The following is a 24,284-nucleotide window of genomic DNA, read 5'->3' as shown; positions in this document are numbered from 1 at the left end:
ATGACTGCGCGCAAGAATCCGGCGGCAAACGACGAGAAGAGGACGACGACCATTCGCAAGCCCCATCTTCGCGGCCGCGGGCCGCATTTCCCGGTGCTCGACAATATCGTGCAATACGAGTTCGAACCGGGCTATGTCGCCTTCACCATGCCCTCGCCCAAACGGATCAGGGTGCAGGTCGGGCCGATGATCGTCGCCGATACCACCAAGGCGCTGGTGTTCCAGGAAAGCGACCATCTGCCGGTCTATTACTTCCCGATGAGCGACGTGCGCGAAGAGTTCCTGCTGCCGAGCCGGACGACGACGGAAGACCCGTTCAAGGGGGTCGCCACGCATTACTCGCTCAACACCGGCATCACGCTGGTCGAGGATGGCGCCTGGCGCTACCTCGATCCGGTCAAGGGCTGCCCGCCGATCGCCGACTACATCTCCTTCTATTGGCCGAAGATGACCCATTGGTATGAAGAGGACGAAGAGATCTTCGTCCACGCCCGCGACCCGTTCCGCCGTGTCGACTGCCTGCCCTCCTCGCGGCGCGTGCAGGTGATCCTCGACGGAGAGCAGGTGGCCGATTCACGGCGCGGCGTGTTCCTGTTCGAGACCGGCCATCCGGTGCGCCACTACCTGCCGATCTCCGACACGCGGCTCGATATGTTCGCGCCCAGCCGCTACATCTCGCGCTGCCCCTATAAGGGCATCTCCAACTACTATCATGTGACGACGCCCAAGAAGCGACACGAGAACCTGGTCTGGTATTACCCCGAGCCGGTACACGAGGCCGAGCGGATCAAGGGGCTCGTGTGCTTCCATCACGAGCTGGTCGACAAGATCCTGGTCGACGGCGTCGAGATCCCCAAGGAAGCGACGGCGGCGTCGGACGGGTATTTCTGAGCTTCGAGGACCCCCGCCCAATGAGGGCCGCTTGATCGAGGCCCCATTCAGCGCATAGCTTCCTGCAGTCAGGGAGGGTGCGATGGATCTTTTCAAACTGGACGGCGGTGTGGCGTTGGTGACGGGCGCCGGCAGCGGCATTGGCCAGGCGATCGCCATCGGGCTTGCGGAAGCCGGCGCCGATGTCGCCTGCTTCGGTCATGCCTCGAACGGCGGACTCGAGCAGACGGCCGAGAAGGTCAGAGCGCTCGGCCGCAAGGCGCTGCTGCTGACGGGCAGTGTGACATCCGAGGCCGACCTGGCCATGGCGATCGGCCGGGTCGAAGCCGAACTCGGCGCGCTGACTGTCGCCGTCAACAATGCCGGCATTGCCGGCTCGGAAGCGGCTGAGACCATGTCGCTGGAAAAATGGCGCAAGGTGCACGAGGTCAATGTCGCAGGCGTATTTTTGTCCTGCCAGACAGAGGCACGCGTGATGCTGCCTCGGCGCACGGGCTCCATCATCAACATCGCCTCGATGTCTGGAACCATCGTCAACCGGGGGCTGACGCAGGCGCATTACAACTCCTCCAAGGCTGCCGTCATCCATATGTCGAAGAGCCTCGCCATGGAGTGGGCTGATCGCGGCCTGCGCGTCAATGTCATCAGTCCGGGCTACACGCTGACACCGATGAACAAACGGCCGGAGGTCGCGGAAGAAGTGAAGGTGTTCAAACGCGACACGCCGATGGGCCGCATGGCAGCGCCGGAGGAAATGGTCGGACCGGCCGTGTTCCTGGCCAGCCGCGCATCCAGTTTCGTGACCGGCCTCGACCTGATCGTCGACGGCGGCTACGTCTGCTGGTGACCGATGGGTGTCCCGCGGGACACCCCACACCTTGTTGATTTCACGACTGGAACGTTGGCAAAAGCATGCCGTACTACTCCGCCGCCATGCCCTTCACCTCGAGATAGCTCTCCATCGAATCGTCCAGCGCCTGGAGCCATGGCGTGTGGTGCAACGGCGCCATGGTGCCGGTCATCAGCGAGCGATAGGCATTGTCGCGGAAGGTCATGATGTTTTCCATCTTGTGGTGCTCCCACTCCATGAAGGTGCGGTTGACCGCCTCGACGTCGAAGCCCGGATAGTCGGTCTGATCCATCAGCTCCTTGGTGTAGTCGCCCTGGAACCAGATCATCTGCTCGGCGTCCTCGAGGGTCTCTTCGCGCGCACGCCACTTGGCGCTGTGCTCGGCCATCGCCTCGGCGGACGGCAGCTTGATGCGGCCAAGCATCACGTCGCGCGCATACCAGGCCTGCGCGTCGAACATATTGAAAGTGTAGAACTGGTCCTGCATGCCGATGTAGAAAAGCTTCGGGTTCTTCTCCCAGACCACGCCTTCATAGAGATCGAGCGGCCACATGCGGTTGGCGGTCTTGAGCTTGAGGTCGTCGGTGAGGAAGGGGAAGGAATGCAGGTAGCCGGTGCACAGGATAATGGCATCGACATCCTTGGTCGTGCCGTCCTTGAAATGCGCCGTCTTGCCGACGACCTTCTGCAGCAGCGGCACTTCCTTCCAGTTCTCCGGCCATTTGAAGCCCATAGGCTTGGAACGGTAGCTGGAGGTGATCGATTTGGCGCCGTATTTGTAGCATTGCGAACCGATATCCTCGGCCGAATAGGAGCGGCCGATGATCAAGATGTCCTTGCCCTTGAACTCCATCGCGTCGCGGAAATCATGGCTGTGCAGGATGCGGCCGTTGAAGGTGGGGAAGCCTTCGAAGAAAGGCACGTTGGGCACCGAGAAATGGCCGGACGCGACGACGACGTTGTCGAATTCCTCCGAATAGGTCACGTCGTTGGTGCGATCATGCGCGGCGACGGTGAATTTCTTCGTCTCGTCGGAATAGGTCACCATGCGCACCGGGCTGTTGAAGCGCACCCATTCGCGCAGGCCGGATTTCTCGACGCGGCCCTTGATGTAATCCCACAGCACGGCGCGCGGCGGATAGGAAGCGATCGGCCGGCCGAAATGTTCCTCGAAGGTGTAGTCGGCGAATTCGAGGCATTCCTTCGGGCCGTTCGACCAGAGATAGCGGTACATCGAGCCGTGCACCGGATCGCCATGCTCATCGAGGCCGGTACGCCAGGTGTAGTTCCACAGGCCGCCCCAGTCGCTCTGCTTCTCGAAGCAGACGATTTCCGGGATCTCGGCGCCCTTGTCGGCGGCCGACTTGAAGGCCCTCAACTGGGCCAGGCCCGACGGTCCGGCTCCGATGACGGCGACACGAGATTTCATTGCGGGCCTCCTCTTTTTGATTTCGACTTTTTTCTTGACGCAATTCCGGACGGAAAAGCGTTCGACACTTTTCCTGGAATTGCCCTCACGAAACAAATTTCACTGACAGTGACAGTAATTGGGTCTTTGGTGCTGTCAACAAACATCTGCGGCGACGGCGTTTGCGTGAAACGGTTTTTCTGCGCGAAGGCGGCGGCGTCGCGTTGAAGCAGGCGCGCCCTGCAAACATCCAGCGGCTTGCGTCGCGGTTGCGCTCTTGTATCGCCACCGAATATGTTCACCTTGAGTGAAATAAATCCGCGAGAGTCGGGGGCGACATGGCGAACAAGAAGTCTGGTACCAAGTCCGCCGATGCGGCAGCGAAGGGCAAGGCGCCGCCGAAGCGCGTTTCGGCCGACGGCCGCACGATCCGCACGCCGCTGACGCAGAATCCGCACGCCATCCGCGACACGCGCGAGAAAGTGCTGGAAGTGGCGATCGGCCATGAGGTGCGCGCGTTCCGCAAGAAGCTCGGCATCACCGTCGCCGATCTCGCCACTGCCACCGACATTTCGCTCGGCATGCTGTCGAAGATCGAGAACGGCATCACCTCGCCGTCGCTGACCACATTGCAGGCGCTGTCGCGAGCGCTGGGCGTTCCGGTGACCGCCTTCTTCCGGCGCTTCGAGGAAGAGCACAGCGCCGTCTTCGTCAAGGCCGGCGAAGGCGTCGATGTCGAGCGCCGCGGCACCCGCGCCGGCCATCAATACAACCTGCTCGGCCATATCGGCGCCAACACCAGCGGCGTCGTCGTCGAGCCTTATCTCATCACGCTGACCGAGAATTCGGACGTGTTCCCCACCTTCCAGCATGCGGGTATGGAGTTCCTCTACATGCTCGAGGGCGAGGTCGTTTACCGGCACGGCAACAACCTCTATCCGATGAAGCCGGGCGACAGCCTGTTCTTCGACGCCGATGCGCCGCACGGCCCGGAAGAGCTGACGCGGCTGCCGATGCGGTATCTGTCGATTATCTGCTACCCGCAAAACAGCGCCGGGTGAGTGGCTTGGTTCCTCGCCCCACGAAAGTGGGGAGAGGTGGGCTCGGCGAAGCCGAGACGGAGAAGGGGAGCGCCCTACGAAGGCCCCCTCTCCGTCGGCTTCGCGGACACCTCTCCCCCGCTTTGCGGGGCGAGGAACCCAAGTCTTCAATCCGGCCCGAATCCTGGTGAAGTCGGGCTGCCGTCGTCGAGCCCGGACAGCCACTCCACCAGCGTCGGCCTATATCGCGTCAAACCCTTATAGGCGGCGAGCTCTTCCGGCAGGTCGCGGATGACGCGGTGCAGGCGGCGCGCCCATTTCGGCTGCGTGACCAGCTCGTCCATCTTGATCAGGTAGCAGCGGATCGGGAAGACAATGGCGTTGGAACGCGGCAGCCGCCAGAAGCTTTGCAGCTCCACCCGCAAATGCACCTTCTGGCCGACATTCTCCGGCGTGACCGTGGCGCGGTCCGGGCCCCATTTGTGATAGTTCTCGGGGCTGGTGTCGAGGCGCGGATTGATGGTCATCGTCCAGTTGAGGCGCCGTGCCGGCTTGCCCTGCTGGATGTTGGTGAGGAATTTCAGCGCGCGGGTGAAAATGCCCTTCTCATGCGCCAGCGGCACCGGCGCATGCCATTCGAAGAAATTCATGCCGATGTCGAAGTCGAGCGACCAGTCGGCCTGGGTGGTGACCATGCCGGCATCCATCCACAGATTGCCGTCGCGCTGGTCGAGGATGCAGAAATCGCCCTGGCTCTGGCGGGTGATGTACTCCATCGGCCCGTAGGGCAGCGTCGAGGTGTCGCCGAAGGTGAAGGTGTCGTCGATGCCGAGCGGCCCGTTGATCCAGCGCCAGCGATCGCCACTTCGCTCCAGTGTGAAATGCTCGGGATAGCCGAGCGCCTGCTGCTCCATCAGAAGCTCGAGCAGGTCCCAGCCGGCAAGCGTCATATGCGGCAGCGACTGGCAGCGCAGCGGATCCTCGGCCAGCACCAGCGCGCGATCTTGCATCTCGGCGACATAGTGCTCGTCGACGTCGATCAGGTTCTCGAGCACGCTGCCTTTCGGCCCGACCACATGCGGCTCGATGTTGACCGCGTACATGTAGGAGTCTTCGTTGAACGGGAAGGGAAAGCGCCGGATGTGCTCCGGACTATTCCTGAAGGTGTAGTCGTCGCGAAACGTTTCCTTGCGAAAGGTGATGCCCATTGACGCCTCCTATCTTTCCAGGACCAGCGACTTGCCCTCGAAGCGCGAGACGCAAGGCATGATCTTGCAGCCGGAACGGTGGTCTTCCTCGCTCAGCCAGTGGTCGTTGTGGATGAACTTGCCGTCGGAGGAGATCACATTGGTCTCGCACTGGCCGCAAACGCCGCCGCGGCAGAGATAAGGCGGGTCGACGCCGGCGGCTTCGATCGCCTCGAGCAGGCTCTGCTGCTCGCCGACGCGGATCGTCTTGCCGCTGACGGCCAAGGTCACGTCGAACGGCGCGCCGGGCTGGGGCGCCGCGAAATGCTCGAAATGCACGGTTTCCGGCGGCCATCCGAGGCTAGCCGCGCGGTCGCGCACCCAATTGATCATGCCGGCCGGCCCGCAGACATAGAGATGCGTGCCGAGCGGCTGCGAGGACAAGAGCCGCTCGAGGTCGATGCGCTCCTCGCGGTCGTCGTGGTAGAGCCTGACCCGGTTGCCATAGCGCTGCTGCAAGACATCGGCATAGGTGCCGAGCGAAGCCGTGCGGCAGGTGTAATGCAATTCGAAATTGCCGCCGACGCCTGCCAGCTGCGACGTCTGCGCCATGAAAGGCGTGATGCCGATGCCGCCGGCCAGCATCAGGTGCTTCTTCGCCCTGAGATCCAGCGAGAACAGATTGACCGGATAGCTGATCACCATCTCCAGGCCGGGCTTGACCTGCCGGTGCATGAACAGCGAGCCGCCGCGGCCGGCATCGTCTCGGCGCACCGAGATTGTGTATTCGCGCGTGTCGAGCGGCGAGCCCATCAGCGAATAGGGATTGAGTCTGGTGCGGTCGCCGTCGCGCATCTCGACCACGACATGGGCGCCGCCGGAAAAGGTCGGCAGCAGCTCGCCGTCGCGACGGCGGAAATGGAAGCGGGTCACGAGATCGTTGACGGGAACGACGTCGCTGACGACGACGTCGAGCTTGGTGGTGCCGGTGCTCATGGGAAGGCCTCCTCGATCGGAGGACTCTCGGAGCGATCCTCGGCGTTGATGCACACGCCCTGGAAGGCGGCGAGGCGCCGCGAATAGTGATCGCGCACCAAAAGCAGCAGGCCGCAATGCGAGCAGGTGGCCGGCTGCGTCGTCACATTCTCGGTGATGCCCTTGCAGTGCACGCATTGCACGCGGCGCGCCAGCGAGCCGCGATGCTCGGTCTCAATGGAAGTGTTGTCGATGCCGGCTTCGAGCGCCACTTGCATCGCCTGGCCGATCAGGCCTTCGGTGCCGGCAAGATAAAGGCGCAGCCCCATATGGGCGTTGGTCAGCGTATGCTTGAGCCGCGGCAAGAGGCTGGCGAAAGAAGGCGCAATATGGAGTTGCGCGGGCTTCAGCGCTTCGAGAGCCACCGCGTGCTTGCCCTCGGGTCCCGGAATGAAGACGATTTCCGCGCCGTCGAAAAAGCCGGGCGGCGCCTTGCCGGCCATGTCGGTAATCGCCAGCGCGCCTTCCGCGTCGGCGATGAAGAGATGGTGCTTGCCGGGCTGCGGCGACAGCGTTCCGTAAATGGGCCGGCTGATGATCGTCTTGGCTGCCATTCTTTCTTAGATCAGGATGACGTTTCGTTGAAATGCAACCCTGATCTAACCCCTTGTTGGAGCATGATCTTTTCCAAAGACCGGTTCCCACTTTTCGGGATCATGCTCTAGTGCCTCGAAACCCCTCCCCGCTGATGATGCCTCAACCCTTGGCGGTGCGCTTGGTCTTCTTCGGATCATCGAACGGCAAGGGCTGCGCCGTCGCCTTGATCGACCCGCTCCTGTTGCGAATCTCGAGCTTGGTGTCCTTGACCGCGCAGTCGACGTCGAGACGGGCGATGCCCATCGATTTCTCGACCAGCGGCGAATACATGGCGCAGGTTACCACGCCGACTTGTCTGCCGTCGCGGTAGACGGGCGCGCCCTCGTCCGCCGGTTCCTTGCCGTCGAGCAGCACGCCATAGATCTTGAAGCGCTCCTTGCCCTTCAGCCGATAATGCTCCTCGGCGCCGCGGAAGCCGGTCTTGCCGGGACTGACGGTGAAGTCGAGGCCAAGCTCCCACAGCGTGTCGCCGGGACCTTCGTTCTCGAACGGATATTTCTGGGAATTGTCGTAGGGGTAGAAGAGCAGGTAGCTCTCGACGCGCAGCATGTCGAGCGTGGTGAAGCGGCAGGGAATGATGCCGGCGCTTTTGCCCTCCTCGAGGAGCCTGTCCCAGATCGTGCCGGCATCCTGGCCGCGGCAGAAGATCTCGTAGCCGCGCTCGCCGGTGTAGCCGGTGCGCGAGATCATCACCGGAAAGCCGAAGAGCTGCGTCTGCATGTGATGGAAATAGTTGAGGTCGCGGATGCCCGGCACATGCTTGGCCAGGTAATCAACGGCGGTCGGGCCTTGCAGCGAAAGGTCGTGCAGATTGTCGTCGAAGCGCAGCGAGACATCGCGGCCCATCGCCGCCCGCTGCAGCTCCTCATGGCCGGTGCCGGAGCCGTGCACGACCATCCACGAGTTCGGGCTGATGCGGTAGAGGATGCAGTCGTCGGTGAATTTGCCGGCCTCGTTCAGCATGCAGGCATAGGCCGACTTGCCGGGATAGATCTTTTCCACGTCGCGCGTCGTGGCGAGGTCGATCAGATGCGAGGCATGCGGCCCGGTGATGTGGACCTTCTTCAGGCCGGAGACGTCCATCAGCCCGGCCTTGGTGCGGATCGCGATATATTCCTCGTCGGCATTCTTGTCGTAGGTCCAGGCGGTGCCCATGCCGCTCCAGTCCTCGAGTTTCGAGCCGAGCGCGCGATGGCGATCCGCCAGGGTCGAGAATCTCCAGGATGCCGTCATCCGATCGTCCTCCGTGCGATTTAAGCCGTTGCTGTTCCCTGCTCCTGCTTGGTGGCGGAGCTTGGTCGAATATTGACCGCAAACGGCGAAGCCCTGCAATCCCCTTGAAGCAAATAATTTCATTGTCAGGCAAATTTCTTGCCCGGGGACAAACGGTTTACGATGCGTAAATCCGGCTTGACAATTTCGGGAATCGGGCAGAATTTATGAAAAAAATTTCACTCTGTTGAAAGAGTGGACGCCCGGTCATTTCAGGGCCGGACGTCGCCAGAAGGGGAAAAAACGATGTCCGACCTGCAGCAGCGCGTCGAAGCGCTGTACCGTTCCGACGTGCGCGGATCCGTGCTCCTGATCGTTTGCCTGTGGGCGACGATCCTCTTCGTCCTCCTGATGACATGGCCATACATTCCGCACAGCGGCATCAAGCTCGTGGTGGCGGTTGCAGCCGCCGCGGTGCTGATCTTCAACACCGCGGCGATCCTCGCCATGCTCAACCACTACAAGGAAGACAAGGACTTCATCTACGGGCTCGACATCAAGAACGCCGACGCGGCCCGCAACCGTCAATCCTGAAGGGAGAAACCATGGCCCGCTATATCCCGCCGGAGCAGAACAAGGCCGGACAGATCCTCGACATCGCGGTCGTGGTCGTCGCTATCTTCGTGGCGCTCTGGCTGCCGCTCAAGCTCGGCCTCGCCGGTGCGGCGAAGTCGATCGATCCGCTCGACGCCAAGACCTGGGACGCGCTCGGCCAGAACGCCACCATGGCCTCGATCTGGGAGAAGCTCGGCTACACGCCGGAGACGGCGCACGACATCATCCAGAACCGCTTCCACTACATCATCGACTGGCCGACGCTGATTATCATGGCGATCGTGCTGGTCGCCTATTTCGTCTTCCTGTTCCGCGCCTCCGATAAGGAATATCGCGACGTCATCAACGAGAAGTTCGACGACAAATAGGCTTCGGCGACAAAGAAGCTTTTGACGACCAAAGAGACTTTTGACGACAAGAGACCGGGGAAAGCATCATGTGGATGGGACTGTCTTACGTTTGCTGGGGCATCTCGGTCGTGCTTGCGGCGTGGATGCTCTACGACTGGTTCAATGTCGACACGACCTATTCCGAGGAGACTTTGACGTCTTCCCGTGAAGGTGAGCTTGAAGCCGTTTCCGAAAAACACCGGATCTGAGTGGGGACTGATATGACGGCTGCGGTTGAAACGGCACAAACGACGACAATCCACGGCGACAGGGTCTCGCTGCTTCGGGTGCTCGGCCCGGCGCATGTGTGGGCGCTCGGCGTCGGCATCGTGCTGGTCGGCGAGTTCACCGGCTGGAATTTCTCCGCCGACAAGGGCGGCGCGCTCGCCGCGCTGATCGTCTGCTGGGTGGTTGGACTGCTCTACACCTCGGTCGCCATGATCGATTCGGAGGTGACGTCCACCGTCGCCGCTGCCGGCGGCCAATACGCGCAGGCCAAGCATATCGTCGGGCCGCTGATGGCCTTCAACGTCGCGCTGTTCCTGGTGTTTGCCTACACCATGCTCGAAGTGTCGGACGCGATCCTGCTCGGCGACACGATCGTCGCCAAGGCCGGCATCGAGGGGCTGACGCACAATTCCTTCATCGCCGCCACCATCGTGGTGCTCGCCTGGCTCAATTATCGCGGCGTGCTGATGACGCTCAACGTCAATTTCGTCATCACCGCGATCGCCTATGTCTCGATCGTGATCCTGTTCTTTTCCGTCAGCCCGTGGACGCAAGGCGCGGTGCTGAAGCTCAACGAGCTGGTCACGCCCGGCAACGCGCTGCCCTATGGCTGGATCGGCGTCATCGCTGCCTTCCAGTTCGGCATCTGGTATTATCTCGGCATCGAGGGCACCACCCAGGCAGCCGAGGAAGTGCGCTCGCCGGCGCGTTCCCTGCCCTACGGCACCATGGCCGGTATGATCACGCTTCTGATCGCCGCGGCGATGACCTGGTATGTCTGCGCCTCGCTGATGCCCTGGGAATATCTCGGCATCACCTATTATCCGCTGTGGGACGCCGGCAAGCTGACCGGCAGCCCGCTGCTGGAAAACCTGCTCTTCATCGCGACGCTGCTGGCAGCGCTTGCCTCGGCCAATGGCTGCATCAACGACGCGGCGCGCGCCTGGTTCTCGCTCGGCCGCGACCGCTATCTGCCTAGCTGGTTCTCGGCGGTGCATCCGAAATACCGCACGCCCTATCGCTCGATCCTGTTCCTGCTGCCGATCGCGCTGGCCTTCGCCTTCATCGCCGACCTCAACCAGGCGATCACCTTCTCGATCCTGTCGGGCGTGCTGCAATACACCTTCATGAGCATCAACATCATGATGTTCCGCAAGAAGTGGCCACTGGGTTCGATTCGTCGCGGCTACACACACCCTTTCCATCCGCTGCCGGCGATAGTCCTGTTCTGCCTGTGCATGGTGACGTTTTTCGCCATCTTCCTCGGCTTCGGCTCGCAGTTGATCGCGATGACGGTGTTCTATTTCCTGATCTCGCTTTGGTTCCACTTCTACCGCTACAAGTTCGTGCGGCGCGGCGATCAGTTCTCCATGCCGTGGCCGAAGCCGCAGGGTTATTGAGTGGAGTAAAGGCCCGCCTGTTCACGGCGGGCCGTGGCGTATCGAAATGTCGGAGCTGACGTCAGTACTGCTTGCCGGGGCGATCGCATTGGCCGTCGCCGCCCATATTGCCTGGCTGGCGCGTGCCGGCCGCAACAGGGCGAAGGCGGCTTTGGCCGCCGATATGGCGAGCATCCGCAGCGTCGTTGCGGATGCCGCCGACATTTCCGACGGCACGGCCGGCGTCGTCACCTGGGCCGGTTCCTGGAACGGCCAGCGCGTTCAGCTGCGCACCATCGTCGACACGCTGGCGACACGAAAGCTGCCGACGCGCTGGCTCAGCGTTTCGATCACCGAGCCGGTCGCGGTGCCGGGTGTCTTCGACATGATGATGCGGCCGAATTCGGCGACGACATTCTCCAATTTCGACCATCTGCCGCACACGCTGCCGAAGGTGCTCGGCTTTCCCGCCGACGCGGTGCTCAGGACGGACCGCAGAGGCGTCGCCTTCCCGCAGGATCTGATCGCCGCGCATACAGACATCTTTGCAGAAGGGCGCGCCAAGGAATTGCTGATCACGCCGAAGGGCGTGCGCATCGTCTGGCTGCTGGCCGAGGCCGAGCGCGCACGCTACGGCGTGTTCCGGCAGGCCGCCTTCGGCGATGCCGGGATCGATCCGGCCTTGATTGAACGGCTGCTCGAGGCAGCCTCGACGCTTCGCCAAGCCATCAACCAGCGCGAAAAGCGGGCCGCATGAGCGACGAAACCGCCACCCCTGCTCCCGCGAATCCCTATCTCGTGCTCGGCGCCGCGATCGTCTTGCCGGCAAGCGGCCATGTCATGCTCGGCGTGCCGGCGCGCGGCCTGCAGTTCCTGTTCTTCATGGTGATCCTTGGCTGGATAACGATGAAGCTGGCGCCGGCCGACGCCAGCTTCATCGGCCGCCATGCCGGCGGCTTCCTGATCTATGCCTTCTCGATCCTCGACGCCTACCGGATTGCGCGCATCCGCCATGCCATCTGGGTTCACAAGGCGCGCCCGGACGGCGATAGTGCCGAGGGCAATGCGCCGTCCAATATGTAACCACAGGAAAATTTCTTTCATACCAATTGAATTCGGCCTACTCATTGGGTACATCATCTGAGAGCCAAAAAACGTTGGAGGCTGGCATGTGCGGAATCGTCGGACTTTTCTTGAAGGACAAGGCGCTGGAGCCGAAGCTCGGCGCCATGCTGTCGGAGATGCTGGTGTCGCTCAGCGACCGCGGACCGGACAGCGCCGGCATCGCTATCTACGGCGCGGCCACCGGCAATGAAGCCAAGATCACCGTGCAGTCGCCCAAGCCCGATCGCGATTTCCGCGGCCTCGACGCCGATCTCGCCAAGGCGATCAGCGCGCCGGTGAGCGTCGCCGTGAAATCGACGCATGCGGTGATCAGGACCACGCCGGACAAAGTCGACGCCGCCCGCGAGGCGCTGCAGACGCTCCGGCCCGACATCCGCATCATGGGCGCCGGCGAGGCGGTGGAGATCTATAAGGAAGTCGGCCTGCCCGAAGCCGTCGTCGATCGCTTCGACGTGCGCGCGATGACTGGCACGCATGGCATCGGCCACACCCGCATGGCTACCGAATCGGCGGTGACGACAATGGGCGCGCATCCGTTCTCGACCGGCGCGGACCAGTGCCTGGTGCATAACGGCTCGCTCTCCAACCACAACAATGTACGCCGCGAGCTGATCCGCGACGGCATGACCTTCGAGACCGAGAACGACACCGAGGTGGCGGCTGCCTATCTCTCCAACCGGATGGCGCATGGCAAGAATCTCGGCGAGGCGCTGGAAGGCACGCTCTCAGACCTCGACGGCTTCTTCACCTTCGTCGTCGGCACCAAGAACGGCTTCGGTGTGGTGCGCGATCCGATCGCCTGCAAGCCCGCCGTGATGGCCGAGACCGATCAGTATGTCGCCTTCGGCTCCGAATATCGCGCGCTGACCAAGCTTCCCGGCATCGACAATGCGCGGGTCTGGGAGCCCGAGCCCGCAACCGTTTATTTCTGGGAGCATTGAGCCCATGCCGGCAACCACAATGTCGAAGGCCGAGCGCGAGCAGAGCCATGCGAGGGTTTTCGACCTGTCGCAACATTCGTTGCGCGAGTTGAACCAGGCGCTGCATAAGCTGACACCCGGCTCGAACGAGACCGCCTGGGAAGTGCTCAATCCGAAGGGCAGCCATTCGGTGGCCGTCGGCGTCGATCAACCGATCACCATCGATGTGCGCGGCAGCGTCGGCTATTACTGCGCCGGCATGAATGATGGGGCCGCGATCACCGTGCATGGCTCGGCCGGCCCTGGCGTCGGCGAGAACATGATGTCGGGCTCGATCGTCATCAAGGGCGACGCCAGCCAGTATGCCGGCGCCACCGGCCGCGGCGGTTTGCTGGTCATCGAGGGCAACGCCTCGTCGCGCTGCGGCATTTCGATGAAAGGCATCGACATTGTCGTGCATGGCAATATCGGCCATATGTCGGCCTTCATGGCGCAATCCGGCAACCTTGTGGTGCTGGGAGACGCCGGCGACGCGCTGGGCGATTCCATCTACGAGGCGCGGCTCTTCGTGCGCGGCAAGGTGGAGAGCCTCGGCGCCGACTGCATCGCCAAGGAGATGCGGCCCGAGCATATCGAATTACTGCAGGCCCTGCTCGACAAGGCCGGCGTGACCGGCGTCAAGGCCTCGGAGTTCAAGCGCTACGGCTCGGCCCGCAAACTCTACAATTTCAACATCGATAACGCCGACGCGTATTGAGGCAAGATGACCTACCGCAACCCGCCGACGACGCCGCGCAAATCCGCGACCTTCGACGACTACACGCTTTCAGAAATCCGCCGCGCGGCCGCGACCGGCATCTATGACATTCGCGGCGCCGGCGCCAAGCGCAAGCTGCCGCATTTCGACGACCTGCTTTTCCTCGGTGCCTCGATCTCGCGCTATCCGCTCGAAGGCTATCGCGAGCGCTGCGACACATCGGTGGTGCTCGGCTCGCGCCATGCCAGGAAGCCGATCGAGCTGAAGATCCCGATCACCATCGCCGGCATGAGCTTTGGATCGCTCTCCGGCCCGGCCAAGGAAGCGCTCGGACGCGGCGCCACGCTCTCCGGCACCTCGACCACCACCGGCGACGGCGGCATGACCGAGGAAGAACGCGGGCATTCCAAGACGCTGGTCTATCAGTATCTGCCCTCGCGCTACGGCATGAATCCGCGCGACCTGCGCCGCGCCGACGCCATCGAAGTGGTCGTTGGCCAGGGCGCCAAGCCCGGCGGCGGCGGCATGCTGCTCGGACAGAAGATCTCCGACCGTGTCGCCGAGATGCGCACGCTGCCCAAGGGCATCGACCAGCGCTCGGCCTCGCGCCATCCCGACTGGACCGGGCCGGACGATCTCGAGATCAAAATCCTGGAGCTGCGCGAGATCACCGACTGGGAAAAGCCGATCTACGTCAAGGTCGGCGGCGCGCGCCCCTACTATGACACCGCGCTCGCGGTGAAGGCCGGCGCCGATGTCGTCGTGGTCGACGGCATGCAGGGCGGCACCGCTGCCACCCAGGAAGTGTTCATCGAGAATGTCGGTCAGCCGACACTTGCCTGCATCAGGCCGGCAGTGCAGGCGCTGCAGGACCTCGGCATGCACCGCAAGGTGCAGCTGATCGTCTCCGGTGGCATCCGCAACGGCGCCGATGTCGCCAAGGCGCTGGCGCTCGGCGTCGACGCCGTGTCGATCGGCACGGCGGCGCTCGTCGCGCTTGGCGACAACGATCCACGCTGGGAGGCGGAGTACAGCGCGCTCGGCACCACGGCCGGCGCCTATGACGACTGGCACGAAGGCCGCGACCCGGCCGGCATCACCACGCAGGATCCCGAATTGATGAAACGGGTCGACCCGATCGCGGCCGGACGGCGGCTGGCGAATTACCTCAAAGTGATGACGCTCGAAGCGCAGACAATTGCCCGCGCCTGCGGCAAGAACAGCCTGCACAATCTCGAGCCCGAGGATCTCGTCGCGCTCTCGATCGAAGCCGCCGCCATGGCCGGCGTGCCTTTGGCCGGCACCAACTGGATACCGGGGAAGAACGGCTTCTAGGACAAACTTTCAAGACACATAAGCGAGGAACTACATAATGGGGAACGATCTCGCCGCATTCGCCAAGGAGAACGGCGTCAAATATTTCATGATCTCCTACACCGACCTGTTCAGCGGGCAGCGTGCCAAGCTGGTCCCGGCGCAGGCGATCGCCGACATGCAGAAGGACGGTGCAGGATTTGCCGGCTTCGCCACATGGCTCGACCTGACGCCGGCGCATCCCGACATGCTGGCCGTGCCGGACCCCGATTCGGTCATCCAACTGCCGTGGAAGAAGGACGTCGCCTGGGTAGCCGCCAACTGCATCATGGACGACAAGGAGGTGAACCAGGCGCCGCGCAACACGCTGAAGCGGCTGATCGACGAAGCCGCCCGCGACGGCATGCATGTCAAGACCGGCGTCGAGGCCGAGTTCTTCCTGATCTCGCCCGATGGCAAGGCGATCTCCGACGAATACGATACAGCCTCAAAACCCTGCTACGACCAGCAGGCGGTGATGCGGCGCTACGACGTCATCGCCGAGATCTGCGACCATATGCTGGCGTTGGGCTGGGGCCCGTACCAGAACGACCATGAGGATGCCAACGGCCAGTTCGAGATGAACTGGACCTTCGATCACGCGCTGGCGACCGCCGACAAGCACTCCTTCTTCAAGTTCATGGTCAAGTCGATCGCTGAAAAGCATGGCCTGCGCGCGACGTTCATGCCCAAGCCCTTCCAGGGTCTGACCGGCAATGGCTGCCATGCGCACATCTCGGTGTGGGACGAGACCGGCAAGACCAATGTCTTTGCCGATAATTCGCAAGAGCTCGGCTTGTCCGCCAAGGGCAGGAACTTCCTCGGCGGCATCATGAAGCATGCCTCCGCGCTTGCCGCGATCACCAACCCGACGGTGAATTCCTACAAGCGCATCAACGCGCCGCGCACCATTTCGGGCGCGACCTGGGCGCCGAACACGGTGACCTGGACCGGCAACAACCGCACGCATATGGTGCGCGTGCCGGGGCCTGGCCGCTTCGAATTGCGCCTGCCGGACGGCGCCGCTAACCCGTATTTGCTGCAGGCTGTCATCATCGCCGCCGGCCTCGACGGCATCCGCTCGAAGGCCGACCCCGGCAAGCGCTACGACATCGACATGTACCAGTTCGGCCACACGGTGACGGATGCGCCGAAACTGCCGCTCAACTTGCTCGACGCGCTGCGCGAGTTCGACAAGGACAAATCGCTCAAGGCGGCGCTGGGTGAGGAATTCTCGTCGGCATATCTAAAGCTGAAGCAGCAGGAATGGAATTCCTATGCTTCGCACTTCACGCAGTGGGAGCGCGACCACACGCTGGATATCTGATCGTCCTGTAGTGGAGCATGATGTCGTCCGAAAACCGCTTCACACTTTTCGGCATCATGCTCTAGCGGTGCGAGCGACCTCGGAATGAACTGATGAAATATTCGATCTTCTCGCTCGCCCGCGCCGCCCTTTCCGGCCACAAGAATTGGAAGCCGACCTGGCGCGACGCAGCGCCCAAGGATCGCTATGACGTGATCATCATCGGCGGCGGCGGCCACGGTCTCGCCACCGCCTGGTTTCTCGCCAGCGAGTTCGGCATCCGCAATGTCGCGGTGCTGGAAAAAGGGTGGATCGGCTCCGGCAATGCCGGCCGCAACACGACCATCATCCGCTCCAACTACGGGCTGCCGGGCAACACCGGCTTCTACGAATTGTCGATGAAGCTGTGGGAGAGGATGGAGCAGGATCTCAACTACAACGCGATGGTCAGCCAGCGCGGCGTGCTCAACCTTTATCACTCCGACGCGCAGCGCGATGCTTTCGCCCGGCGCGGCAACACGATGCGCATCAACGGCATCGATGCGGAACTGCTCGACCAGGCGGCGCTCAGGAAAATGCTGCCGTTCCTGAATTTCGACAATGCGCGCTTCCCCGTGCAAGGCGGACTGCTGCAGCGGCGCGGCGGCACCGCACGGCACGACGCCGTGGTCTGGGGCTATGCGCACGCCGCGAGCGAGCTCGGCGTCGACATCATCCAGAATTGCGAAGTGACCGGCTTCACGCGCGACGCCAACGGCAAGGTGACCGGCGTCGAGACGTCGCGCGGCAAGATCGGCGCCGGCAAGGTCGGCATGGCGGTGGCGGGCTCCTCGTCACGCGTGGCGGCCATGGCAGGGCTGCGCCTGCCGATCGAAAGCCATGTGCTGCAGGCCTTCGTCTCCGAGGCGATCAAGCCGCTGATCCCCGGGGTCATGACCTTCGGCGCCGGACATTTCTATGTCAGCCAGTCGGACAAGGGCGGGTTGGTCTTCGGCGGCGACATCGACGGCTACAATTCCTATGCCCAGCGCGGCAATCTGCCGGTGGTCGAGGATGTCTGCGAGGGCGGCATGGCGCTGATCCCGATGATCGGCCGCGTGCGGCTTCTGCGCCAGTGGGGCGGCATCATGGACATGTCGATGGACGGCTCGCCGATCATCGACAAGAGCCCAGTCGACGGCCTCTACATCAATGCCGGCTGGTGCTATGGCGGCTTCAAGGCGACGCCCGGCTCAGGCTTCGTCTTCGCCCATCTCATCGCCCGCGATCAATCGCACAAGGAAGCAGCACTCTTCCGCCTCGACCGCTTCCAGCGCGGCGCCATGATCGACGAGAAGGGCCAGGGCGCCCAACCGAACCTGCATTAGGGATAGAGCATGATGTTATCCAAAAACCGCTTCACACTTTTTGGCATCATGCATTGAAGACCCAGCCATGCGCATAGTCTGTCCCTTCTGCGGTGAACGCGAACTCGGCGAGTTCACCTATCTCGGCGACGCCAAGCCGCAACGCCCCGCGGCCGATGCCGGCGAAGATGCGGTCTACGATTACGTCTATCTGCGCGACAATGTTGCCGGCCCGATGAGCGAGCACTGGTACCATGGCGGCGGCTGCCGCGCCTGGCTGAAGGTCACGCGCAACACGCTGACGCATGAGATTTCGGCCGTCGAGCCGGCGGCGGGCGCTGGCGCCGCCAAGGTTGGTGCGTAATGCGCGGCGATCAGGCAAACCGGCTGAACAATGGTGGTCTCATCGACCGCTCGGCAGCGCTCAACTTCCGCTTCGACGGCAAGACGTTCTCGGGCTTCAAGGGCGACACGCTGGCTTCCGCGCTGGTCGCCAACGGCGTCAAGCTCGTCGGGCGCTCGTTCAAATATCATCGCCCGCGCGGCATCCTGACCGCGGGCTCGGAAGAGCCGAACGCGCTGGTCGAATTGCGCAGCGGCGCAAGGCGCGAGCCAAACACAAAAGCGACAACGGCCGAGCTTTATGACGGTCTGGAAGCCGCCAGCCAGAACCGCTGGCCGTCGCTCAATTTCGACGTCATGTCGATCAACCAGCTGTTCGCCCCGATCTTCGTCGCCGGCTTCTACTACAAAACCTTCATGTGGCCGGCAAAGTTCTGGGAAGCGATCTACGAGCCGGCGATCCGCCGCGCCGCAGGTCTCGGACGCGCTGCAGGCGTTTCCGACCCCGACCACTATGACAAGGCCTGGGCGCATTGCGACGTGTTGATCGCCGGTTCCGGGCCGGCCGGTCTGGCCGCAGCCCTTGCCGCGGGCCGCAGCGGCGCGCGCGTCGTCTTGTGCGAGGAGGATTTCGTCCTCGGCGGTCGCCTGCTCGCCGATGGCGGCACGATCGACGGACTGCCGGCATCCGAATGGATCGCGCGCACGCTCGCCGAGCTTTCGGCGATGCCCGATGTGCGCATCATGACGCGCACGACTTTGTTCGGTGTCTATGACGGCGGCACCTATGGCGCGATCGAGCGTGTCAACGACCACCTGCCGGTGCCGCCGGAGCATCAGGTGCGCCAGCGGCTGTGGCGGATCGTGGCCAAGCGCTGCGTCGCCGCCGCCGGCGCGATCGAGCGTCCGATCGTCTTTGCCGGCAACGACACGCCGGGCGTGATGATGGCGTCGGCCATGCGCAGCTACATCAACCGCTACGCGGCCACGCCGGCGACACGCATCGCGCTCTTCACCAACAATGAGGATGGCTGGCGCACAGCGGAAACGGCAATCGCGTCGGGTCTTCAAGTGGCCGCCGTGATCGACGCGCGGCCGGACGTTTCGCCGGCGCATCGCGCGCTTGCGAGCAAGAGCGGCTTTCCGGTGCTGCACGGCGCTGTCGCCAGCGTCGATGGTGGCAAGGGCGGCGCGCGCAAGATTTCCGTCTCGCTGACCGGCGGCGCCCGCGCCGAGGTCGAGGCCGACGGGCTTGCCGTCTCCGGCGGCTGGAACCCGGCGGTCGGCCTCACCTCCTACCATCGCGGCCGGCCGAAATGGCGTGACGACATTGCCGCCTTCGTGCCGGACGGCGCGCCGCCTGGCATGGTGGCGGCGGGCGCAGCCAATGGCGCGTTCGGACTTGGCGCCTGCCTACGCGAAGGGTTTGAAGCCGGCGCTGCCGCGGCACGTGATGCCGGCTGCAGCGGCAATGTCGGGTCCGTGCCGGTCGCCGACGACGAGGCCTTTTCGCTGACGCCGCTCTGGCATGTCCCTGGCAAGGGCAAGGCCTTTGTCGACCAGCAGCACGACGTCACGGCGTCCGATGTCGAGCTGGCGCAGCGCGAAGGTTTTGAATCGGTCGAGCATCTGAAGCGCTACACCACGCTCGGCATGGCGACCGATCAGGGCAAAACCTCGAATGTCGCCGGCCTCGCCATCATGGCCGCCGTCAGCGGGAAATCCGTTCCCGAGACCGGCACGACGATTTATCGGCCGCCTTATGTGCCGGTCGCCATCGGCGCCTTCGCCGGCCATCATCGCGACGAGAATTTCCATGCGACCCGGCTGACGCCATCGCATCACTGGGCGGCCGAACAGGGCGCCATCTTCGTCGACACCGGCCTATGGAAGCGCGCGCAGTGGTACCCCCGCGCCGGCGAGAAGGACTGGCTGGAATCGGTGACCCGCGAGGTCAAGGCGGTGCGCAGCGGCGTCGGCTTCTGCGATGTCTCGACACTCGGCAAGATCGACGTGCACGGGCCTGATGCCGGCGCCTTCCTCGACCGCGTCTACATCAACGCCTTCTCCAGCCTTGCCGTGGGCAAGGCGCGCTACGGGCTGATGCTGCGCGAAGACGGCATCGTCTATGATGATGGCACGACCTCGCGGCTGGCCGAGGACCATTACTTCCTCACCACCACCACGGCCAAAGCCGGACTGGTGATGCAGCACCTGGAATTCTGCCGCCAAGTGCTGTTCCCCGAGCTCGACGTGCAGCTGACCTCGGTCTCCGACCAATGGGCGCAGTTCTCGATCGCCGGACCGAACACCCGCGATCTGCTGAAAGAGATCGTCGATCCGGCCGAGGATCTGTCGAACGAAGGTTTTCCGTTCATGGGCGCGCGTGAGGTCAGGCTGCGCGGCGGCCTGAAGGCAAGGCTGTTCCGCATCTCCTTCTCCGGCGAGATGGCGTTCGAGATTTCGGTGCCGGCGCGCTACGGCGAGGCGATGGCGCGCAATCTGATGGTTGCCGGCAAGCCGTTCGGCGTCACGCCTTACGGCACCGAGGCGCTCGGCGTGATGCGCATCGAAAAAGGCCATGTCGCCGGGCCGGAGCTCAACGGCACCACCACGGCGGGCGATCTCGGCCTCGGCAAGATGATGTCGACCAAGAAGGATTTCATCGGCCGCGTCATGGCCGGACGCGAGGCGCTCACCGCGCCGAACCGGCAGGTGGTCGTCGGCATCAAGCCGACCGACAAGGCGCACCGCCTGCGCTCCGGCGCGCATATCATCCCGAAGGGCGAGACACCTGGCCCCGGCAACGACCAGGGCTATGTCACTTCGGTCTGCTTCTCGCCGGTGCTCGACCAATGGATCGGGCTCGGCCTCGTCGAGCGCGGCCGCGAGCGCATCGGCGAGATCGTGCGCGCGCACGATCCGCTGCGCGGCGAGGACTACGATGTCGAGCTCTGCAATTCCGTCTTCTACGATCCGGATGGAGGGCGCCAGCGTGGCTGAGTTTTCCTGGGACGTCCGCAGCCCGCTGGACCGCGCGCTGATTGCCGGCTCCTACGGCGCGCAAGGCGACGCCGGCGTGGCGCTGACCGAGATCCGCGATTTCGATCTCGTGCAGGTGATGGCGCGGCGCGGCAAGGCGGCCGAAATGGTGAAGGCCGCGCAGGCGCGCTTCGGCATCGCCGCGCCGGAAACGCCCAAGGCGGTGGATACGGCGGACACGGCGCTGATCTGGTCGGGACCGGACCAGTTCCTCGTGCTGTCCAAAGGCGGCAAGCATACGATCGAAGCGCTTGCGGCGGCCTTCGTGGGTTCGGCTTCGCTTTCCGACCAGTCGCATGCGCGGGCGCTGATCAGCATCTCCGGCGACAAGGCGCGCGCGATGCTTGCGAAGCTGTCTTCGATCGACCTGCATCCCGATAAGTTTCGCGTGGGTGCGGCGGCTGCTACCTCGATGGATCATACCAGCATCACGCTCTGGCGCGGCAAGGATCGGGCGGATGGACAGCCGGTGTTCAACCTCCTGGTGTTCGCGACTTTCGCCGAGAGCCTGTGGCATACGATCTTGGACTCGGCCGCGGAATATGGCGTGACGATTACCCATTCCGAGAAGTTGGCGTAGCGGTGCGCAGGCTCCCCTTCTCCCCTTGTGGGAGAAGGTGGATCGGCGCGCAAGCGCCGAGACGGATGAGGGGTGTTCCAGCGGAGTGAGACGCTTGTTTTTCCCTGGAGCACCCCTCATCCGGCCGCTTCGCGGCTACCTTCTCCCACAAGGGGAGAAGGGAGAGCCGGTGCTTGCCAAACGGCATTGCCCTGCTATTCTTACAGCGAAAATAATTTTACACACAGGCAAACTTGTTTCTCGCTCGGAGGAGGGTTGAGATGAGCCAGTCGCCCTACCCTGCCGTCCTGTCCGGGCCGCCGCGTCCTAGCCTGATCCTGAGGCCCGGCGAGATCAGCCTGCCGCCGGGTGTGGAACGATATACTGTCCAGGGCCATGGCGCGGTGCTCATCGACGTCGAGGCCGGCGACAGCGTGAGCGTGAGCAATGTCGAGGGCGGGCAGCCCTGCGAGCTGCTGGCCTGGGACAAATCAGGCGCGACGGATCCCGGCATTTTCGGCGAGCGGTCGAACAGCAATGCCGCCGGCATCAAGGCGCTGCTTGCCGAAGGCGACGACAGCCTCGCGGCGCTGCGTCTCAGCCTCGAGCGCCGCAATGTGCAGCTCGACCAGCCGAAGGCCGTGCGTGTGTTCGGCGGCGCCACGCCCGCCGGCACCGAGCAGAGCTTTGCCGTCCAGCGCGACGGCGCGCTGCTGATCGCGGCGCCTGGCGGGCCGATGCTGGTCGACGGCCACAACACCGCGACGCCGCTGACCGTTCTGGTGCGCCGCGCCACGATCCGCCTGAAGACGAGATCGCAGCTTCCCGATCCGCTTGCCGATCCCGTGCTTGATCTTCGGGTGAAGTCGGCGACCGCCGAGGCCTATTTCGTCAAGGCCGGCGACTATCTGCAGATCATCGATGTCGATGGCCGGCAATGCACCGACTTCCAGTGTTTTTCCGCGCGCAAGCTGGACAAGGGCCGCGACCTGCCGCTCGACGTGACGACGACCCGCACGCTGATGGGTTCGGCCTATCCGATGCCTGGCCTGCATTCGAAATATTACGACCAGGACATGGAGCCGCTGGTCGAGGTGGTGCAGGACACTTGCGGCCGGCACGACGCCTTCGCGCTCGCCTGCGCCGCCAAATATTACGACGACATCGGCTATCCCGGACACACCAACTGCTCGGAGAATTTCAACAAGGCGCTGTCGGACAAGGGCGTAAATCCCCGCGCGGGCTGGATGGCGATCAACTTCTTCTTCAACACGGCGATCGACGCGCATGGCGTGATGGTGTCGGACGAGCCGTGGTCGCGACCCGGCGACTATGTGCTCTTGAGAGCCCTGACCGATATCGTCTGCGTCTCCTCGGCCTGCCCGGACGACACCACGCCCGCCAATGGCTGGGACCTCACCGACATCCATGTGCGCGCCTATTCCGGCCAGCACAAATTCTCGCGAGCGATCGCCAGACGCATGAAGCCCGACTCGGAACCGAAAATGACCCGCGAGACAGCCTTTCATTCGAGCTTTGCCAAGCACACGCGCGACTTCGTCGAATATCGCGGCTATTGGCTCGCCAATTCCTTCGCCAAGGGAGGCCCCATCGCCGAATACTGGGCCTGCCGGCAGGCCGCGGTGATCATGGACCTGTCGCCGCTGCGCAAGTTCGAGGTCACCGGTCCGGACTCCGAAGCGCTGCTGCAATACACGCTGACCCGAGACGTCAAGAAGCTCGGCGTCGGCCAGGTCGTCTATACGGCGATGTGCTACGAGCATGGCGGCATGATCGACGACGGGACGTTGCTCAGGCTCGGCAAGGATAATTTCCGCTGGGTCGGCGGCGACGATCTTTCCGGCGAGTGGCTGCGCGAGACTGCGAAAAAGCTCGGCCTCAACGTGCTGGTACGCTCCTCCACCGACCAGATGCACAACATCGCCGTACAGGGCCCGAAGAGCCGCGACATATTGAAGGAAGTGGTCTGGACCTCGCCGGTGCAGCCCTCGATCGGCGAGCTCGAATGGTTCCGCTTCGCCGTCGCGCGCATCGGCGGCGGCAATGGCGTGCCCGTCGTCGTCTCACGCACCGGCTATACGGGCGAGCTCGGTTACGAGATCTGGTGCCATCCGCGCGATGCCGAAAAAGTGTTCGACGCCGTCTGGGAGGCCGGCCAGCCGCACGGGCTGAAGCCGATGGGCCTGCAGGCGCTCGATATGGTGCGCATCGAGGCGGGACTGATCTTCGCCGGTTACGAATTCTCCGACCAGACCGATCCGTTCGAGGCCGGCATCGGCTTCACCGTGCCGCTCAAGACCAAGGCCGACGATTTCATCGGCCGCGACGCGCTGATCCGGCGCAAGGAGCATCCGCAACACAAGCTCGTCGGCCTCGATATCGATGCCAATGTCGCCGTCGGCCATGGCGACTGCGTCCATGTCGGCCGCGCCCAGATCGGCGTCGTCACCTCCGGCATGCGTTCGCCGGTGCTCGGCAAGACCATCGCGCTGGCACGGCTCGACGTCACTCACGCCGAGATCGGCACGGAGGTCGAGATCGGCAAGCTCGACGGTCAGGCCAAGCGGCTGCCCGCGCGGGTCGTGGGCTTCGCCCATTACGATCCGCAGAAGACCAGACCGCGTTCCTGAAAGCCCGTTCCTGACACGCCTCCCAACGCAAATCCAACTCCCGCCGGCCGCC

The 24,284-nt window shown here is 63.6% G+C and carries 23 protein-coding genes; 18 read left to right on the top strand and 5 right to left on the bottom strand.

Annotated features, from left to right (window positions below; genetic code table 11):
* Entirely contained in the window at window positions 1-891 is an 891-nt protein-coding gene (locus LB565_RS22605) for a DUF427 domain-containing protein (protein WP_224588036.1), read from the top strand.
* A gap of 82 nt (window positions 892-973) precedes the next feature.
* Window positions 974-1,738 carry an SDR family oxidoreductase gene (locus tag LB565_RS22600; RefSeq protein WP_224587943.1) on the top strand — a complete coding sequence of 255 codons (765 nt, stop codon included), beginning with the start codon at window positions 974-976 and terminating at the stop codon, window positions 1,736-1,738.
* 73 nt (window positions 1,739-1,811) lie between these two features.
* Here LB565_RS22600 and LB565_RS22595 read toward each other — a convergent pair whose 3' ends face one another.
* Window positions 1,812-3,170 carry an NAD(P)-binding domain-containing protein gene (locus LB565_RS22595; RefSeq protein ID WP_224587942.1) on the bottom strand — a complete coding sequence of 453 codons (1,359 nt, stop codon included), beginning with the start codon at window positions 3,168-3,170 and terminating at the stop codon, window positions 1,812-1,814.
* A gap of 317 nt (window positions 3,171-3,487) precedes the next feature.
* Here LB565_RS22595 and LB565_RS22590 point away from each other — a divergent pair, with 317 nt between their 5' ends.
* The gene (locus LB565_RS22590) at window positions 3,488-4,210 is read left to right on the top strand and encodes a helix-turn-helix domain-containing protein (RefSeq protein WP_224587939.1); all 723 of its coding nucleotides are present in this window, start codon (window positions 3,488-3,490) and stop codon (window positions 4,208-4,210) included.
* 146 nt (window positions 4,211-4,356) lie between these two features.
* On the opposite strand, the gene LB565_RS22585 is transcribed toward LB565_RS22590, so the two are convergent.
* From LB565_RS22585 to LB565_RS22570, 4 genes are all read right to left on the bottom strand, one after another.
* Window positions 4,357-5,397 carry a heme-dependent oxidative N-demethylase family protein gene (locus LB565_RS22585; RefSeq protein WP_224587937.1) on the bottom strand — a complete coding sequence of 347 codons (1,041 nt, stop codon included), beginning with the start codon at window positions 5,395-5,397 and terminating at the stop codon, window positions 4,357-4,359.
* 9 nt (window positions 5,398-5,406) lie between these two features.
* Complete coding sequence (locus tag LB565_RS22580; RefSeq protein ID WP_224587935.1) at window positions 5,407-6,372, bottom strand: PDR/VanB family oxidoreductase; 966 nt, start codon at window positions 6,370-6,372, stop codon at window positions 5,407-5,409.
* Window positions 6,369-6,965, bottom strand: a complete 597-nt coding sequence (locus tag LB565_RS22575; protein WP_224587934.1) for a dimethylamine monooxygenase subunit DmmA family protein — start codon at window positions 6,963-6,965, stop codon at window positions 6,369-6,371. The genes LB565_RS22580 and LB565_RS22575 overlap by 4 nt, the downstream gene beginning before the upstream one ends.
* Before the next feature lie 142 nt (window positions 6,966-7,107).
* On the bottom strand, window positions 7,108-8,241 hold the full coding sequence (locus LB565_RS22570; RefSeq protein ID WP_224587933.1) for an aminomethyltransferase family protein: 1,134 nt from the start codon (window positions 8,239-8,241) through the stop codon (window positions 7,108-7,110).
* Window positions 8,242-8,526: 285 nt separating this feature from the next.
* Here LB565_RS22570 and LB565_RS22565 point away from each other — a divergent pair, with 285 nt between their 5' ends.
* The 15 genes from LB565_RS22565 (at window position 8,527) to LB565_RS22495 (ending at window position 24,232) form a co-directional block, all read left to right on the top strand.
* Complete coding sequence (locus LB565_RS22565; protein WP_224587931.1) at window positions 8,527-8,814, top strand: hypothetical protein; 288 nt, start codon at window positions 8,527-8,529, stop codon at window positions 8,812-8,814.
* An 11-nt stretch (window positions 8,815-8,825) separates the two neighbouring features.
* Window positions 8,826-9,203, top strand: a complete 378-nt coding sequence (locus LB565_RS22560) for a hypothetical protein (RefSeq protein ID WP_224587929.1) — start codon at window positions 8,826-8,828, stop codon at window positions 9,201-9,203.
* 68 nt (window positions 9,204-9,271) lie between these two features.
* Window positions 9,272-9,433, top strand: a complete 162-nt coding sequence (locus LB565_RS22555) for a hypothetical protein (RefSeq protein WP_224587928.1) — start codon at window positions 9,272-9,274, stop codon at window positions 9,431-9,433.
* Between the two features lie 12 nt (window positions 9,434-9,445).
* Window positions 9,446-10,852: an APC family permease gene (locus tag LB565_RS22550; protein WP_224587927.1), complete on the top strand. Its 1,407-nt coding sequence runs from the start codon at window positions 9,446-9,448 to the stop codon at window positions 10,850-10,852.
* Window positions 10,853-10,898: 46 nt separating this feature from the next.
* The gene (locus LB565_RS22545) at window positions 10,899-11,588 is read left to right on the top strand and encodes a hypothetical protein (protein ID WP_224587923.1); all 690 of its coding nucleotides are present in this window, start codon (window positions 10,899-10,901) and stop codon (window positions 11,586-11,588) included.
* A complete protein-coding gene (locus LB565_RS22540; protein ID WP_224587921.1) occupies window positions 11,585-11,914 on the top strand; it encodes a hypothetical protein in 330 nt (109 codons plus the stop codon). The genes LB565_RS22545 and LB565_RS22540 overlap by 4 nt, the downstream gene beginning before the upstream one ends.
* Before the next feature lie 86 nt (window positions 11,915-12,000).
* Entirely contained in the window at window positions 12,001-12,897 is an 897-nt protein-coding gene (locus LB565_RS22535; RefSeq protein WP_224587920.1) for a class II glutamine amidotransferase, read from the top strand.
* A 4-nt stretch (window positions 12,898-12,901) separates the two neighbouring features.
* Window positions 12,902-13,633 (top strand): GXGXG domain-containing protein, encoded by a 732-nt coding sequence (locus LB565_RS22530; protein ID WP_224587919.1) that lies wholly within the window; start codon window positions 12,902-12,904, stop codon window positions 13,631-13,633.
* A 6-nt stretch (window positions 13,634-13,639) separates the two neighbouring features.
* Window positions 13,640-14,968 (top strand): FMN-binding glutamate synthase family protein, encoded by a 1,329-nt coding sequence (locus tag LB565_RS22525; protein WP_140544190.1) that lies wholly within the window; start codon window positions 13,640-13,642, stop codon window positions 14,966-14,968.
* A gap of 37 nt (window positions 14,969-15,005) precedes the next feature.
* Window positions 15,006-16,313 (top strand): type III glutamate--ammonia ligase, encoded by a 1,308-nt coding sequence (glnT, locus tag LB565_RS22520; protein ID WP_224587913.1) that lies wholly within the window; start codon window positions 15,006-15,008, stop codon window positions 16,311-16,313.
* Between the two features lie 92 nt (window positions 16,314-16,405).
* A complete protein-coding gene (locus LB565_RS22515) occupies window positions 16,406-17,659 on the top strand; it encodes a sarcosine oxidase subunit beta family protein (protein WP_224587911.1) in 1,254 nt (417 codons plus the stop codon).
* Window positions 17,660-17,726: 67 nt separating this feature from the next.
* Window positions 17,727-18,002, top strand: a complete 276-nt coding sequence (locus LB565_RS22510; protein ID WP_041009024.1) for a sarcosine oxidase subunit delta — start codon at window positions 17,727-17,729, stop codon at window positions 18,000-18,002.
* Window positions 18,002-20,983 (top strand): sarcosine oxidase subunit alpha, encoded by a 2,982-nt coding sequence (locus LB565_RS22505; protein ID WP_224587910.1) that lies wholly within the window; start codon window positions 18,002-18,004, stop codon window positions 20,981-20,983. Before LB565_RS22510 ends, LB565_RS22505 begins: the two co-directional genes overlap by 1 nt.
* Window positions 20,976-21,602 (top strand): sarcosine oxidase subunit gamma, encoded by a 627-nt coding sequence (locus LB565_RS22500; RefSeq protein ID WP_224587908.1) that lies wholly within the window; start codon window positions 20,976-20,978, stop codon window positions 21,600-21,602. The genes LB565_RS22505 and LB565_RS22500 overlap by 8 nt, the downstream gene beginning before the upstream one ends.
* A 260-nt stretch (window positions 21,603-21,862) precedes the next feature.
* Complete coding sequence (locus tag LB565_RS22495; RefSeq protein WP_224587906.1) at window positions 21,863-24,232, top strand: DUF1989 domain-containing protein; 2,370 nt, start codon at window positions 21,863-21,865, stop codon at window positions 24,230-24,232.
* Window positions 24,233-24,284 lie beyond the last annotated feature (52 nt).

The organism is Mesorhizobium sp. CA14 (genome assembly GCF_020165195.1).
GTDB lineage: Bacteria > Pseudomonadota > Alphaproteobacteria > Rhizobiales > Rhizobiaceae > Mesorhizobium.
This window is presented reverse-complemented; position numbering and strand designations above follow the sequence as displayed.

Bases quoted from the DNA above. Each gene is read 5' to 3' on its own strand.
- LB565_RS22550 (WP_224587927.1), top strand. From the start codon at position 9,446: ATGACGGCTGCGGTTGAAACGGCACAAACGACGACAATCCACGGCGAC.
- LB565_RS22540 (WP_224587921.1), top strand. From the start codon at position 11,585: ATGAGCGACGAAACCGCCACCCCTGCTCCCGCGAATCCCTATCTCGTG.
- LB565_RS22560 (WP_224587929.1), top strand. From the start codon at position 8,826: ATGGCCCGCTATATCCCGCCGGAGCAGAACAAGGCCGGACAGATCCTC.
- LB565_RS22545 (WP_224587923.1), top strand. From the start codon at position 10,899: ATGTCGGAGCTGACGTCAGTACTGCTTGCCGGGGCGATCGCATTGGCC.
- LB565_RS22530 (WP_224587919.1), top strand. From the start codon at position 12,902: ATGCCGGCAACCACAATGTCGAAGGCCGAGCGCGAGCAGAGCCATGCG.
- LB565_RS22495 (WP_224587906.1), top strand. From the start codon at position 21,863: ATGAGCCAGTCGCCCTACCCTGCCGTCCTGTCCGGGCCGCCGCGTCCT.
- LB565_RS22605 (WP_224588036.1), top strand. From the start codon at position 1: ATGACTGCGCGCAAGAATCCGGCGGCAAACGACGAGAAGAGGACGACG.
- LB565_RS22570 (WP_224587933.1), bottom strand. From the start codon at position 8,241: ATGACGGCATCCTGGAGATTCTCGACCCTGGCGGATCGCCATCGCGCG.
- LB565_RS22595 (WP_224587942.1), bottom strand. From the start codon at position 3,170: ATGAAATCTCGTGTCGCCGTCATCGGAGCCGGACCGTCGGGCCTGGCC.
- LB565_RS22505 (WP_224587910.1), top strand. From the start codon at position 18,002: ATGCGCGGCGATCAGGCAAACCGGCTGAACAATGGTGGTCTCATCGAC.
- LB565_RS22585 (WP_224587937.1), bottom strand. From the start codon at position 5,397: ATGGGCATCACCTTTCGCAAGGAAACGTTTCGCGACGACTACACCTTC.
- LB565_RS22575 (WP_224587934.1), bottom strand. From the start codon at position 6,965: ATGGCAGCCAAGACGATCATCAGCCGGCCCATTTACGGAACGCTGTCG.
- LB565_RS22510 (WP_041009024.1), top strand. From the start codon at position 17,727: ATGCGCATAGTCTGTCCCTTCTGCGGTGAACGCGAACTCGGCGAGTTC.
- LB565_RS22565 (WP_224587931.1), top strand. From the start codon at position 8,527: ATGTCCGACCTGCAGCAGCGCGTCGAAGCGCTGTACCGTTCCGACGTG.
- LB565_RS22580 (WP_224587935.1), bottom strand. From the start codon at position 6,372: ATGAGCACCGGCACCACCAAGCTCGACGTCGTCGTCAGCGACGTCGTT.
- LB565_RS22555 (WP_224587928.1), top strand. From the start codon at position 9,272: ATGTGGATGGGACTGTCTTACGTTTGCTGGGGCATCTCGGTCGTGCTT.
- glnT (WP_224587913.1), top strand. From the start codon at position 15,006: ATGGGGAACGATCTCGCCGCATTCGCCAAGGAGAACGGCGTCAAATAT.
- LB565_RS22590 (WP_224587939.1), top strand. From the start codon at position 3,488: ATGGCGAACAAGAAGTCTGGTACCAAGTCCGCCGATGCGGCAGCGAAG.
- LB565_RS22525 (WP_140544190.1), top strand. From the start codon at position 13,640: ATGACCTACCGCAACCCGCCGACGACGCCGCGCAAATCCGCGACCTTC.
- LB565_RS22600 (WP_224587943.1), top strand. From the start codon at position 974: ATGGATCTTTTCAAACTGGACGGCGGTGTGGCGTTGGTGACGGGCGCC.
- LB565_RS22535 (WP_224587920.1), top strand. From the start codon at position 12,001: ATGTGCGGAATCGTCGGACTTTTCTTGAAGGACAAGGCGCTGGAGCCG.
- LB565_RS22515 (WP_224587911.1), top strand. From the start codon at position 16,406: ATGAAATATTCGATCTTCTCGCTCGCCCGCGCCGCCCTTTCCGGCCAC.